The sequence below is a fragment of the Actinokineospora sp. NBRC 105648 genome, from assembly GCF_030269645.1.
Lineage (GTDB): Bacteria > Actinomycetota > Actinomycetes > Mycobacteriales > Pseudonocardiaceae > Actinokineospora.
Genome location: NZ_BSTR01000022.1, coordinates 76,091 through 89,209, shown reverse-complemented (window position 1 = coordinate 89,209; position 13,119 = coordinate 76,091). Strand labels below are relative to the sequence as shown.

The 13,119-nt window shown below is 73.0% G+C and carries 10 protein-coding genes; 3 read left to right on the top strand and 7 right to left on the bottom strand.

What is annotated here, in order from left to right; translation table 11 throughout:
- The first annotated feature begins 93 nt into the window (after positions 1 to 93).
- Entirely contained in the window at positions 94 to 768 is a 675-nt protein-coding gene (locus QSK30_RS20260) for a FadR/GntR family transcriptional regulator (RefSeq protein ID WP_285504875.1), read from the top strand.
- Positions 769 to 1,232: 464 nt separating this feature from the next.
- Positions 1,233 to 1,952: an IS30 family transposase gene (locus QSK30_RS20255; protein WP_285504873.1), complete on the top strand. Its 720-nt coding sequence runs from the start codon at positions 1,233 to 1,235 to the stop codon at positions 1,950 to 1,952.
- On the opposite strand, the gene QSK30_RS20250 is transcribed toward QSK30_RS20255, so the two are convergent.
- Genes QSK30_RS20250 through QSK30_RS20235 form a run of 4 tightly spaced genes read right to left on the bottom strand, consistent with a single transcriptional unit; the run spans position 1,942 to position 9,968 of the window.
- The gene (locus tag QSK30_RS20250) at positions 1,942 to 3,060 is read right to left on the bottom strand and encodes a TIGR02679 domain-containing protein (protein WP_285504872.1); all 1,119 of its coding nucleotides are present in this window, start codon (positions 3,058 to 3,060) and stop codon (positions 1,942 to 1,944) included. The genes QSK30_RS20255 and QSK30_RS20250 overlap by 11 nt on opposite strands.
- Complete coding sequence (locus QSK30_RS20245; RefSeq protein ID WP_285504870.1) at positions 3,057 to 7,181, bottom strand: TIGR02680 family protein; 4,125 nt, start codon at positions 7,179 to 7,181, stop codon at positions 3,057 to 3,059. The genes QSK30_RS20250 and QSK30_RS20245 overlap by 4 nt, the downstream gene beginning before the upstream one ends.
- Positions 7,178 to 8,419, bottom strand: coding sequence for a TIGR02678 family protein (locus tag QSK30_RS20240; protein WP_285504868.1), 1,242 nt, complete (start codon positions 8,417 to 8,419; stop codon positions 7,178 to 7,180). The genes QSK30_RS20245 and QSK30_RS20240 overlap by 4 nt, the downstream gene beginning before the upstream one ends.
- A complete protein-coding gene (locus QSK30_RS20235; protein ID WP_285504867.1) occupies positions 8,409 to 9,968 on the bottom strand; it encodes a DUF2397 domain-containing protein in 1,560 nt (519 codons plus the stop codon). Before QSK30_RS20235 ends, QSK30_RS20240 begins: the two co-directional genes overlap by 11 nt.
- 100 nt (positions 9,969 to 10,068) lie before the next feature.
- Here QSK30_RS20235 and QSK30_RS20230 point away from each other — a divergent pair, with 100 nt between their 5' ends.
- Entirely contained in the window at positions 10,069 to 10,998 is a 930-nt protein-coding gene (locus tag QSK30_RS20230) for a cobalamin biosynthesis protein (protein WP_285504866.1), read from the top strand.
- Here QSK30_RS20230 and QSK30_RS20225 read toward each other — a convergent pair.
- The 3 genes from QSK30_RS20225 to QSK30_RS20215 are packed head-to-tail and all read right to left on the bottom strand — an operon-like array spanning position 10,985 to position 13,103.
- A complete protein-coding gene (locus QSK30_RS20225) occupies positions 10,985 to 11,776 on the bottom strand; it encodes an SURF1 family cytochrome oxidase biogenesis protein (protein ID WP_285504864.1) in 792 nt (263 codons plus the stop codon). The genes QSK30_RS20230 and QSK30_RS20225 overlap by 14 nt on opposite strands.
- Before the next feature lie 20 nt (positions 11,777 to 11,796).
- Positions 11,797 to 12,645 carry a fructosamine kinase family protein gene (locus tag QSK30_RS20220; RefSeq protein WP_502871856.1) on the bottom strand — a complete coding sequence of 283 codons (849 nt, stop codon included), beginning with the start codon at positions 12,643 to 12,645 and terminating at the stop codon, positions 11,797 to 11,799.
- Positions 12,642 to 13,103 (bottom strand): low molecular weight protein-tyrosine-phosphatase, encoded by a 462-nt coding sequence (locus tag QSK30_RS20215; protein WP_285504862.1) that lies wholly within the window; start codon positions 13,101 to 13,103, stop codon positions 12,642 to 12,644. The genes QSK30_RS20220 and QSK30_RS20215 overlap by 4 nt, the downstream gene beginning before the upstream one ends.
- Between the last annotated feature and the right edge of the window lie 16 nt (positions 13,104 to 13,119).

Here is a 13,119-nt window from a genome sequence, read left to right as displayed (position 1 = left end):
ACGACAGTGTGCACAGCGCTCAGTGAAGCTGATAAGTACTACTTATTCAAGAGTTCGCCACGCAAAAGTCATATGAGTGGAACACTGGCCCGCATGACCTCCGGACTCCCCGGCCTGCTGCTCGCCGGGCTCGGCCCCGCCATCGTGAGCGGCGAGTACCCCGCGGGCACCGTCTTACGCACCGAGGAACTGGAGCGTTCGTACCGCGTCTCGCGCACCGTCGCGCGCGAGGCGCTACGGGTCCTGGAGTCGATGCGCCTGGTGTCCAGCAGGCGCCGGGTCGGGATCACCGTGCGCCCGCGCGCCGAGTGGAACCTCTACGACCCCATGGTGATCCGCTGGCGCCTCGCCTGCGACGACCGCGTCCACCAGCTCCGCTCGCTGACCGAGTTGCGCTCCGCCAGCGAACCGGTGGCCGCCGCGCTCGCGGCCAGGCGCGCGACCCCGGAGCAGGCCGGGCACCTCACCGTCCTGGCCGTGCGCCTGCGGTCCTCGACCCACGACCTCCACGAGTTCCTGGTCCACGACATCGCCTTCCACCGCCTGGTGCTGGCCGCGTCCGGCAACGAGATGTTCGCCCAGTTGGGCGACGTCGTCGGCGAGGTGCTGACCGCCCGCACCCACCTGCACCTGATGCCCGAGCGGCCGCACCCCGAGGCCGTGCGCCTGCACGCGGCGGTGGCCGAGGCGATCGCGGCAGGCGACCCGGACCGGGCCGAGACCGCCATGCGAGCCATCGTCACCGAGGTGATGTCGGAACTCCCCTGACGGCGCCCCAACCCCGCGCGCCGGGACTCCTAGGTCGGCGATCCTGTCGCACGCCTCCCGGACGAGGCTTCCTGCCTCCCAGACGAGATTGCTCGCCTCCCGAACGAGGCCGCCTGCCCTCTCGACGAGGTTTCCTGCCTCGTGGAAGGGCAGCCTGCGTCCCAGACGAGGTTGCTCGCCGCCTGGACGAGGCCGCCTGCCTTCTGGACGGGGGAGTCTGCCTCCCGGACGAGGTCGCTCGCCTCCCGGACGAGGTCGCTTGACCCTCCGGCATGAGGGGGACCCCCGATGTCAATTCTGCCAGGTGGCACCGACAAGAACGGGAGCCGAGACGGGAGTTGTCCACAGGGGGCGATGCCGTGCGTGGTCATGACCGGTGTCGTAGGGGGTGCTCGGTCATGGCCGGTCGGGCGCGACAATCGCTGTGGGGTGCGCTGCGGAGCACGTAGTCGACGGGCAGATCAGTGGCAGAATCTGAGATTCCCGATGAAGAGGACAGGTGCGTGCCGCACGAGACGATCTACCGGACGCTGTTCGTGCAGGCTCGCGGTGAGCTGCGGGCTCAGCTGAAGTCGGCGCTGCGCACGGGGTGGACGCGCCGGGTCGACCCGGCCCAGAGGACCCGCACCAGGACGGTGGACACGGTCATGATCAGTGAGCGGCCGAAGGTGACCGAGGACGGGGCGGTCCCCGGGTTCTGGGAGAGCGACCTCATCCTGGGGATGAACGGCACCTCCCAGATCGGCACGCTCGTGGAGCGGGACACCCGGTTCGTGCTGCTCGTGCGGATTCCGTATGACCGCGCGCCGGAACGCGTCGCCTACCTCTTGGCGAGGAAAATGGAAACCCTGCCCGACTTCCTGCGCGTCAAGCCCAAGCGGGCTCAGATCCGCGAACTCACCGCGCACGAGAACCTCGCCATCGCCGCCGATATGCCGATCTACTTCTGCGATCCGCTCGAGCCCTGGCGCGCAGGCAGCAACGAGAACACCAACAGCCTGCTCCGCCAGTATTTCCCCAAGGGAACCGACCTCGCTGGGCACACCCAGGTCGACCTCGACGCCGTCGCTCTCGAACTCAACGGTCGCCCCCGGCAGACCCTCGACTGGGATACACCGCGCGAAAGGCTGGACGACCTGCTGCGCGACCCACCCACCGCGTGCGGCCGGGCGGTCACGGCTTGAGGTCGTCCACCAGCAAGTCGGCCACCAAGTGCTCTGGTACCGCCCATCCGGCGCGCATCGCCTCGATCAGCGACGGGTCCCAAGGGGCCGGGCCGGGTTCGGCGCCCAGCGGTGGCAGGTCGAGTTCGTCGCGGCGGGCGAGTTCCAGCGCCGATCGGTAGTCGTCCGCGCCCATCCGCCACGGGGTGCCGTTGGTCAGGGCCAGGGCTTGGCCCGCGATCAGGAGGCCGTGGGCGTCGAAGTCGCAGTGCACCCGCGCGCCGGTCAGTCGCGGCAACACGTGCCGCGCCACCGGGTTCAGGTGGCCGGACAAGCACACGATCGGGTGGCGTACTCCGGCGGCGATGGCCTCCTCAAGGACTCGTGGGCTGCTGCACACCACCGCCACCGTTCCCGCCGGCACCGCGTCCCGGATGGTCAGGTGGCCGGGCAGACCGGCCGCCGTCCGATCGTCGAAACCCGGAAAGGCCCACGTCAGCACGGTTGTAGACAGGCCGTCGACCAGTACGCCGCAGCGTTCCCACAGGCGGCGCTCCTCCTCCGCCGACCGGGGCAGGGGCAAGCCGTGGGCCAGGGCTGCCCCGCGCAGGACCACGCCGCCGAGTCGTCGGCCGCGGTCGAGGTCTGGCCCGAGGTCGGCCCGGACCACCCAGGAACTGGGCGGCCCCGCGGGATCGAGGTGGATCCGGCTCAAGATCTGCACGGCGGTGCCCGCGAGCGCGGCGAGCCGGTCCGGGGCGATCTTGGCGTAGCGCCGCACCTGGTCGACCCACTGCGCCGCCCACGGCACCGGCAGGCCTGCCACGGCCGCGTGCAGGACCTCGTCCGCCGCCGCGGGCCCGGAGACCGCCTGAGCCACGAATCCGGCGGACAGCACGTCCTCCAGTCCACAGTGGAACACCGCGCGCAGGCGGGCGTCCAGGTCGGTCACCGCGATGGTGGTGCCCACGCCCGCGGTCAGCTCGCGGCCGAGCAGCGCCGACACCGCGGTGGCCGCCGCCGCGTCCGGTGCCTTGTAGCCCAGCCGGACCTGCCCGCGGGCCACCGCGGTGCGTGCCTGCTTCCACAGCACCGCGTACTCCGGGCGGCCCAGCTCCACGTCGGTCACGGGTCGTCGCGCTCCAGTCCGGCGCCGTCCCAGGTGGTGTGCGTGCAGGCCACGCCGTGGCCGGACTTCGGGCGCAGCACGTCGTAGATGTGCATCCGCGGGATCCGGTCGGACACGCCCCAGCCGCTCGGCCAGGTGATCACCCAGTCCATGTCCAGGTCGACCAGCAGCTCCAGCATCCGCGCGATGGTCGGGTCGTCGAGCCGCTCGAACGCCTCGTCCAGCAGCACCAGCCGCAGTGGCGACATCGACGCGGCCAGGCCCGCCGAGATCGCGCCGTAGAACGCGGCGGCCGCGGCGAAGAGGGTCACGTACGAGATCAACCGCGTCTCACCGGAGGACAGCTGGCGCAGCCGCCGCGAGCGCGGTTTGCCGTCCGGGCCGGTGTCGCGCACCCGCACGGTGAAGGCGAACCACGACCGGTAGTCCAGCGCCCGCGCCAAGATCTCGCCGTAACCGCCTGCCGCACTGTCGCGTTCGGACTCGATGCGCTCGGTGAACACCTGCTGCAGCCGGGTGTCCTGCTCCTCGGTCCGCTGGGCGAACGGCACCCGCAGCAGCCGCAGCGCCTCCAGGGTGGCCTCGTCGAGCCACGCCGCAGGCTGCCACTCCAGCTGCACGTGCACGCCCTGGCTCGAGCGCGCCGAGTCCAGCACCTCGTTCATCCGCCGGGTCAGGTCCTCGGCCACGGAGATCTGCGCCGAGAGCCGCTCGGCCAGCTCGCGCACCAGGTGCAGGGCGAAGATCCCCTGGTACTGCTCGGTGAGGAACCCGCGCCGCTCGGCCAGCCGGTTGGCCACCCGCCGGGCGGCGACCGCGACCGGTGCCGGGCCCTCCTCGGCCGACACGACCACGGTGAGGATCCCGGCGTGCCGCTCAGGCAGCACGTTGTGCGTCCCGGCCAACGAGGCTTGCAACGCCTGCAACTTGGTGAGGACGTTCTCCTCGCTCGGCAACCGCTTCGACTCGGCGACCGCGGTCTCCACCAGCGCCCACGCGTCGTCGTCGCTCGACGGCCGGTCCTCGTCGAGCGCCGCAGGCCAGGCGCCGGGCGCGTCCAACGCCTCGGCAAACGCTTGCGCCGCTGTTCGGGCGGCTGACCGCTTGCCGTCGATCTCTCCGGCGCGGGTGTCCAAGAGAGTCTGGGTCTTCACTACCTGGTTCGACAGCTCGCCAGCGGCCTTCCGGGCCTCCGGAAGCTCTTGTCGCGCGGCGCGCCGCTGACGCTCAAGGTCCGCGAGCTGTTGCGCGACCTCTTCCGCCTCACCGCCTACCGCCGCTGTCAGTTCGGCTAGCGCTGACGCCTCACGGTGGAAGGCCACACACTTTTCGTCGGCGACTCGTTCGGCGGTCTCTCGATCGTCGACCGCCGCGTTGTGGTCGTGCAGCGCCTCGACCAAGTCGCGCACGGTGCCCGCAGACCTCTTCGCCAACGCATCGCGCAGGCTCTCCGCAGACCCGCGCGCCTGCGTGGCCGCGCGGTGCGCTTGTCCGAGCGCCTCGGTGTCCGGGGTGAGGCCCGCGGCGCCCGCGTCCTGAGCGAGCTCGGTCTCCATCGCCAGGAACCGGCCCTCGGCCGCCAGGTGCTCAGTGCGGCGGCGCTCGGCCTTGGCCGCCGCCTCGTCGGCCTGGCGGCCCGCCTGCGCGGCTGTCGCGCGGGCACCGATCAACTCGCGGTCGTCGGGGAACGCGTCCAGGTGCTGGTCCCACACCTCCACCCCGCGGGTGCGCTCGCGCAGCTCCGCCTCGGCGGTGGCGACCGAGTCGTGCAGCGACTCCAGGGTCGCCGACAGCTCGGCCATCGCCCGCTCGCGGGCCGCCGCGCGGGCGCCCGCGCCGACGAACTCGGCCTCCGGCTTGGTCATCGACCCGCGCAGCACGCCCGCGCGCCACCGGCCGGACGGCCACACGGCCAGACCGGCGTACTCCTCGTCGTAGGACACCGACGCGAGCAGCGCGGCCACGACCGACGCGGGCACCGGTCCGCCCGGCTCCACCGCCGGGACCAGCGCGGCGGCCAGCGACCGCGGCGCCGCACCGTCCACAGTGGCCAGCAGGCCCGCCAGGTCGGCGGAACCGAGGCCACCGTCGGGGTGCACCCACGCCGTCAGCAGGCCGCTGGCCTGCAACGCCGCCTCCACGCCCGCGCGCTCGGCGGTGCCGAGGCCCTCGGCGAAGTCGACCAGCCGGTAGAACGGCGCGCCCGCGACACCCTCGGCCAGGTGGCCGGGCGGGATCGCGTCAGTGCCCTTGCGCAGCTCGATCAGCCGGGCCTCGCCGTCCTTGATCCGGCCGACCAGCTCGTCCACGCCCTGCCGCGCGGCCACGACCCGCTGGCGCAGCCCGGCCAGGTGCGGGGCCGCCCACTGCCGGGCGGCGTCCCTGGCCGCCCGGGTCGACTCCGGCCCGGCCTGCACGTCCTCGGCCGACGGCGGGCGCGGCGGACGCGCGGCGTGCTCCTCGGCGAACGGCCCGGCGCTGGTCCACCGCGCCGCCTGCTCGCGCCACATCTGCGCGGCCACGCCGAAACCCTGCCGGGCCTCGTTGCGCCGCCCGGCCGCCTCGGTGGCCTCGATCTGCGCGTCCCGGGCCCCGGCCTGCAGCTTGTCCAGCTCTTGCCGGTCGGCGTCGAGCGCGTTCGACCGGTCGTGCAGCGACATCGCCAGCGCGGCCCGGCGAGCGACCACGCTCGCCAGGTCACCCGCCATCCCGGCGGCCGTGGCGAGCGCCTCGGCGAGCTGGTCGGGCGCCACCTCCGGCGGCGTGCGGCGCTGGATGGCCATCGGCTCAGCCTCGGGGTCGGGCTTGGCGCGCACGGTGTCGGACTCGGTGCGCGGCACCGGCCTCGGCGCGACCGGGACCGGCGGGCACAGCGCCGCGTCCAGCCCGGCGGCGGCCACGTCCGCCATGGTGGACTGCGCCAGCTCGCCCGCGTCCTCCAGGTCGCCACCCAGTCTGCGCAGCACCGTCAGCACGGTCTCCACCGCGCGGTCGGCGTGGTTGCGCTGCACACCGGCGTTGTCGAGCGCCGCGCCCGCCGCCTCGCGGGTGCGCTCGACCAGCTTCTCGCGGTCCTGCAGGTCGCGCAGGCCCTGGTAGGCGGGCAACGACTTGAGCGAGTCGATGCTGTTCTCCAGCTCGGCGTCGCGCTCCTCCAGCACGCGCACGTGCTCCTCGGCCGCGCTGTGCCGGGAGCCGTCGGTGGTCAGCTTCCCTTCCAGCTTGCGGATTTCCGCGTGCGCGCTCTCCAGCGCGCGACCGGCGGCCTGGGAACGACTACCGGCGGCGTGCAGCGCGCCGAGGGCGTAGCCGGAGTAGCCGGAGAGGAACGCGCTCATCGCCGCGTCGGCCGCGCTGAGCCGCCCGATGTTCTCCCGGATCGACTCGAGGTCTTCGAACGAGGTGGCCAACTGCTCGACCACGCCCGCGTCCAGCGGCGGTAGCGCGTCGGAGAGGATCTGCTCCAGCTGACCGTCTTGGACCTTCAGACCGATGTCTGGGTTGCGCAAGGTGCGCTGTAGGTGCAAGAGGTCGCCGTAGCGCGCGGCAGGCACGCCGTAGACGGTCTCCGCTACCTTCGCGCGGAAAGCGGCCTCGTCGTAGACCCTGTCTGCCCCAAGGACTTCGCGCAACGCGGCCGGTCCAAGAGGTACGCGGTCAGCGGAAGCGAGCTGGAAGTGCGTGCCCACCCGCGACGGTGTGACGAACCGCCACGAGTCGCTGATCTGCTGGGAGGTCGCCGAGGCCTTCACCCCGATGCCGCAGGTCAGGTACTCGTCGGCGCCCGCGGGCGTGGTGCGGTGCAGCTCGATCCAGGCGTAGCCGATCCGGTTCGGGCCGCCGTCGTAGTCGTCGAGCATGAGCCGCCGGATGGACACCGTGCCCGCGCCCTTGGAGCCCAGGTAGCGCAGGTCGCCGTCGAGGCACAGCGGCAGCAGCAGCTCCAGCGTGCGCGACTTGCCCGAGCCGTTGGTGCCCTGGAAGATCGCCCGGCCGCCGGAGAAGTCGAAGGTCTGCTCGCGGTACTGCCAGATGTTGACGATCCCGCCGCGGTGCAGCCGCCAGCGACCGAACAGCGGCTCGTCCCGCTCGTCCGGGTCGTGCCCGAGCCCAACGGTCACGGTGTCCCCTCCTCGTCGAACAACGACCACCCCGGTTCCGGCGGCAGCTCGGACACCACGGCAGGCCTGCCGGGGGAGTCGTCGGGCTGCGGCAGCCAGCGGTGCGCGGCGGGGCTGATCAGCCAGCCGTCGCCGTCCGGGCGCGCGAGCGTCAGCCGGACCAGCAGCTCGGCCACGTCGGCCACCAGCGCGTCCAGGTCCTCGGTCGCCTGCCGCGACCACGCCGCCGGGTAGTCCTCGACCAGCCGCTCGCACACCTCGCGCAGCGTCGCGTGGCTCACCGCGACCCGACCGTCCGCTCTTGCGGGTCCCGAGTCCTCCGTGTCCGTTGTGGACTCTTCGAACCGTTCGGCCAAGAGCTCCGGCAAAGCCAAGAGGGCGATGCGGGCGACCGTGCCGGTGGACGGGAAGACCACGTCGGTCAGGTACTCCTCCGGGTCGGTCACCGCCACGCCCTCGGCCCGGATCTCGGTGATCAGCCCGAAGCAGCGCTCCAGCAGCACCGACTCCCGGCGCTGCCCGCGCAGCAGCCACTCGGCCTCGGCCCGGGGCAGGTCGGCGTGCAGCGTCACCGGGTTCTCCACCAGCCTGCGCCGCACCGCGTGCTCGGTGCCCAACTGCCCCGGCGCGGCGGCCAGCTCGACCAGCTCGTCGGCCGAGCGCGCCTCGGCGAGCGGGCCCGCGAGCAGCTGGCCGAGCAGGTCGGTGTGGATGGTGATCAGGGCCTCCGGCGGCACCTCGGAGATCAGGCCCGCCACCGTGCCGTCGGTCTCGGTGATCACCCCGAGGCCGATCAGGTGGCGCAGCGCGGCGGTGAGCGCACGGCGATCGGTGACGTCGTCGGCCAGTCGGATGCCCGCCTCGGCTGAGGCGGCGCGTACGTCGGCCACCAGTCGGGAGAGCAGGACTTGGCGCCCCACACCGGTTAGCGCTGCCATCGTCAGGCAGACGTACGCGTACGCCCTTGGGGAGAGGCCGGGCTCCCCGCGCGTGCTGTCTTCGCCTGGGCCGGTCTTGTAGAGCCGCGCAAAGCGGCGCTCCACCACCAAGCGGTAGCCCAAGAGGCTCGCGAACATCTCTTGCAGTGACACGCGATAGCGGTAAACCAGCGGCAAGAGGTCGCCGTCCGGCCCGCCGGGGCGGAGAAGAGGGTGACGCAGCAAGACTTTCGCGCAACGGGCGACGTTGCCCGCGTCGATGTCGGAGAGGTTGCCCAAGACCTCCGTCTTAGCGGCCATCGCGCACCTTCTTACCCGTCTCGACGCGACTGATCCCCAAGATGGTGTCGCGCAACGTCAACGTGCCCGCGGTGCTGCGGATGCGCGTGGTGTGACCGTTCTCCGGCGTGAGGGTGAGCGCCAAGCCGCGCACCTGGTCGGTGGCCGCGCCCGGGTCGGCGGCGCCCTCGCGTTGCGCCATCGCCAGCGTCAGCAGCTCGCACAGCGCGCCCAGCGCCGGGCCGGACAGCGTGACCTCGTCCAGGTTCGCCGCGGCCGCCGCGAGTTCCGCCGCCGCGGCTTCACGGGCCTCGTCGGCCTCGCGGGCCTGCGCGAGCAGCCCCTGCTCGGTGATCGGGTCGTCCATGATCCGCGAGGTCCGCCCGCGCGCGCCCCGGTCGCCCCGGCCGCGCACGCTGACCGACACGTCCAGCGCGGGCCCGTCACGCCAGGGGGTGTGTTCGTCGTCGCCGTCGTGCTCTGGCGCGGGCAGCAGGTTGCGCGCGGAGTACAGGCCGAAGGCGGCCGCGTAGATCGCGTGCGCCCGGTCAGGCTCAGCCGCGTCGAGCCAGCCCGCCAGCGTGATCAGCTCGGCCCGCCTGCTCGGCAGCAACCCGCCGCCGGTGGTGGCCCGGCGGACCGTGGCCAGCAGCGTGCCGATCGCCCGGGTGGTCGCCTCCCGCAACGCGGTGACCTGGCTCGGGTTGCCCGGCCGGTCGGCGAACCAGTCGGTCAGCTCCTGCCAGTCGGCCTTGCCGCGGCCGCGGGTGCGCTCGACCGCGGTGCCCAGCTGCTCCGCGGGACGCAGCAGCCCGAGCAGCTGGGGACGCGCCCCGGCCAGGCTCGCCAACGCGCCCGCGATGGCCGGGGTGTGCCGGAGCACGTCCTCCACGACCAGCTGGATGTACTCGACCAGCAGGTCGCGGAAGCCCGCGATCTCCTCGGGCGCCAGGTGGTGCCGGGTGAGGATCTGGCCGAGGTAGGCGTAGAAGTCGCGCACCGTCACGGCGAGCTCGGCGTGCTGCAGGAACAGCGTGGTGACCCGCTCGGCCAACTGCTCGCGGGCCCGGCGGGCGGGCAGCGACCCCGGGTCGCGCTGGGACCGCGACAGCGCCACGGCCAGCGCCTCGCCCAGCTCGCTGACCCCGCGCTCGATCGCCGGGAGCAGCTCGCGGGAGACCTCCCGGGCGCCCTCGGGCACCCGCAGCAGCTCGTCGACGTCGCGCTGGACGCGGACCGCGAGCTTGCTGACCTGGTAGCGCATCGAGCCCTGCTGGAACTCCGCGATGCTCGCCGCGATCGTCTCCCGGCGGCCGTGCACCAGGTTGCCCCACTCCACCAGCTGCCGCAGCCGGGGGATCACCACGTCGATGTGCGACTCGCCGATGTCGACGCGCCCGTCGCGCTCGGCGGCGGCCAGCGCGCTGGACACCTCGCCCGCGGACAGGTCGGCCAGCAGCGTCGAGGTGAACAGCCGCATGATCGCGAGGTAGGTGTGGTGGTGCTCCCGCGGCTGCAGGTAGGCGTAGAGCTGGAGCCTGCCCACGTCGCGCCCCTGCTCGTCCTCCACGGCGGGCCACGATAGCCCGAGCCGCCGACACCCGCGCACCCCGGCCGCCCGCCCGCGATACGGTTCCCCCACCAGGGGGAAAGCTCAGGAGGAGGGCCCGGTGGCCGCCGCACGCGCGTTGGGACTGCTGTTGGGGGTCGCCGCCGACGCGGTCTACGGGGATCCCCGCCGCGGTCACCCGGTCGCCGGGTTCGGCCAGGTCGCGCAGCGTTTGGAGAAGCTCGCCTACCGCGACAACCGGGTGGCGGGCGCGGTGTACACGGCGCTGCTCACCGGCGGCGCGGTCGGCGTGGGCGTGCTCGCGGAGCGCGCGCGCAACCCGTTGGTCCGGACCGCCGCGACGGCCGTCGCCACCTGGGTCGTGCTCGGCGGGCGGTCGCTGGCGGCTGAGGGCGCGTTGATCGGCAAGCACCTGGACGCGGGCGAGATCGAGGCCGCCCGGACCCGGATCCCGCACCTGTGCGGCCGCGACCCCGAGGTGCTCGACGGCCCGGCGATGGCCAGGGCGACGGTCGAGTCGGTGGCGGAGAACACCTCGGACGCGGTGGTGGCGCCGTTGCTGTGGGGCGCTGTCTTCGGTGTCCCCGGCCTCTTGGGCTACCGCGCGGTGAACACACTGGACGCGATGGTGGGCCACCGGTCCCCCCGCTATCTGCGCTTCGGGTGGGCGTCGGCGCGGCTGGACGACGTGGTCAACCTGGTCCCCGCGCGAGTAGCGGCGGGGTTGACGGTCGTTGGCGCCCCGGTCGTGGGCGGCAACCGGCGCAGCGCATGGGTGGCGTGGCAGCGGGACGCCTCGGCGCACCCGAGCCCCAACGCGGGCAGGGTCGAGGCGGCGTTCGCGGGGGCGCTGGAGGTCCGGCTAGGCGGGCGGACGGCCTATTCCTACGGCGTCGAGGACCGCCCGGTGCTGGGTGACGGTCGGATGCCCGACGCGGGTCACGTGACGCGCGCGGTAGAGCTGTCTCGCGTGGTCGGTGCTCTTACGGCATTTGTCGCTGCCGTGGTGGCCTTGTTCAGCCGCCGCTGAGTTCCGCGCGTTCGCGTTCCTCGTCTTCGGCCAAGATCTCCGAGACGGACTGGCGGCGCGATCGGGTCTCCGCCAGGGAGCCGCCGGGCTTGATCTCGCGCCAGGTGAAGTAGAAGAGCGCGAGCAGTGCCATCGTGCCGAACGCGATCCACTGCAGCGCGTAGGACAAGAACGGTCCAGCTTCCAGTTGCGGTAGCGGTAGCGCGCCGAGCACACCCGGTGCTCCTACCTCCAACTGCAGGTAGCCCGGACGGATGCTCAAGTTCGCGGCCTGGCCGACTACGGCTGGGTCGACCGCATAGACCTGCCGTCGGCCGTCCTCGTTGAACGCGGCCCGCTGTGTCGACTCGCCGAATCGGACCCGCGCGAGGAGTTCCACCTGCCCAGAGGGCGGCGCGGCGTAAGAGGGCACTCGCACACCCTCGCCGGGACGTACGAACCCGCGGTCGACTAGCACTACCGAGCCGTCGGTAAGGCGAAATGGTGTGAGCACCTCGAACGCCGCCGCGCCTTGCACCGTGCGCAACCGCGCTAGCGCTTCCGCCTCGGGGAGGTAAGAGCCCTTGAGCGTGACTCTCCGCCACTCGTCCCCGGGCACCGATCCGAGCGGCGCGGGCGGAGCGTCGAAGGATGCCTGCACCGCGGCGTTGGTCGCGTCCCGCTCCGTGTGCCGGTCGAACTGCCAGGGCGCGAGCAGCGTGAAGCACGTCACGGCGAAGGCGACCGTGACGAGCGCCGACAGCAGCCAGCCGGGCCGGAGCAGCAGTTTCAACCGCACACCCCAACGGTAAGCCAGGCTCACCCGCGCAGCGCCGCCCGGGCCGCCGACACTGTTTGCCGCGCGTAGCCGGTGCCGAAGAGGACCACGTGCACCAAGAGCGGAAACAGTTGGTGCAGCGGCACACGCGACTCCCACCCGTCCGCAAGAGGGGCGTGTTCGTCGTACGCGGAGAGGATGGTGTCGAGCTGTGGGCAGCCGAAGAGGGCGAGCATCGCCAGGTCTGTCTCACGGTGACCACCGTGCGCGGCGGGGTCGATCAGCCACGCCCGGTCGCGTTGCCACAAGACGTTGCCGCTGTGCAGGTCACCGTGCAGCCGCGCGGGCGGCTCGGGCGGACCGGCGAGGTCCTCGATCCGCTCGCACACCGCGTACACCGGGGCCGCGGCGTCCCGGTCGAGCAGACCGAGGTCGACCGCCCGGCGCAGGTACGGCTCGACCCGGTCGGCGGCGTACCAGGCGGGCCAGCGCGGCGCGGGCACGTTGCGCATCGGCGCCAGCCCGATCCACGCCCGCTCCGGTCCCGGCGCCGCCCCGAACGCGTCCGCGCCCGCCCCGTGCAGGTCCGCGAGGCCACGGCCGAGGTCCGCGGCGGCTACCGCGGTGGGGTCCGCGGGCTCGACCTGCTCCATGACCAGCCACTCGTGGTCGTGCGCGCGCACCTGCGGCACCGCGACCGCGCCCGGCTCGGCCAGCCACTCCAGGCCCGCGACCTCGGCGGCGACCGCGTCCTGCCGCGGGTCGTGCTTGGCCACCAGCAGGTCGCCGTCGTCGGTCTCGACCTCGAACACGTGCCCCTTGAGCGCGTGCGACCCGACCGGCCGCACGCCGAGCAACTCGGCCACCGCCAGTTCGGCGCCGCCGGTCACGCTGCGTGGGTCCGCACCCAGGCCAGCAGACCCGGGCTCGCGGCCTCGATCATGGCCATGACCTCGGCGAACCCGGCGGCGCCACCGTAGTAGGGGTCCGGCACGTCCAGGTCCGGGCCCGCGGCCGGGTCGAAAAGGCGGAACAACGTCACGCGTTCGGGGTCTGGCACTCGGGACCGCAATGCGCGAACGTGCCCCTCGTCCATCGCGACGAGCAGGTCGGCGGACAGGTGGTCGTCATCGAGTAGGGCGGCCACGTGGGTGGTCGGGTACCCGGCGCGGGCGAGCTCCCGCGCGGTCCGCGGGTCAGCCGGGTCACCGACGTGCCAGCCGTCGACCCCGGCGCTGGTCACCCGGACCCGGTCGGCCAGGCCCGCCCGGCGCAGGTGCTCGCCGAAGACGAGCGCGGCCATGGGCGACCGGCAGATGTTGCCGGTGCAGACGAAGCAGATGTGCACGCGGTCAAGGGTAAGG

Bases quoted from the DNA above. Each gene is read 5' to 3' on its own strand.
- QSK30_RS20240 (WP_285504868.1), bottom strand. From the start codon at position 8,419: ATGGCCGCTAAGACGGAGGTCTTGGGCAACCTCTCCGACATCGACGCG.
- QSK30_RS20260 (WP_285504875.1), top strand. From the start codon at position 94: ATGACCTCCGGACTCCCCGGCCTGCTGCTCGCCGGGCTCGGCCCCGCC.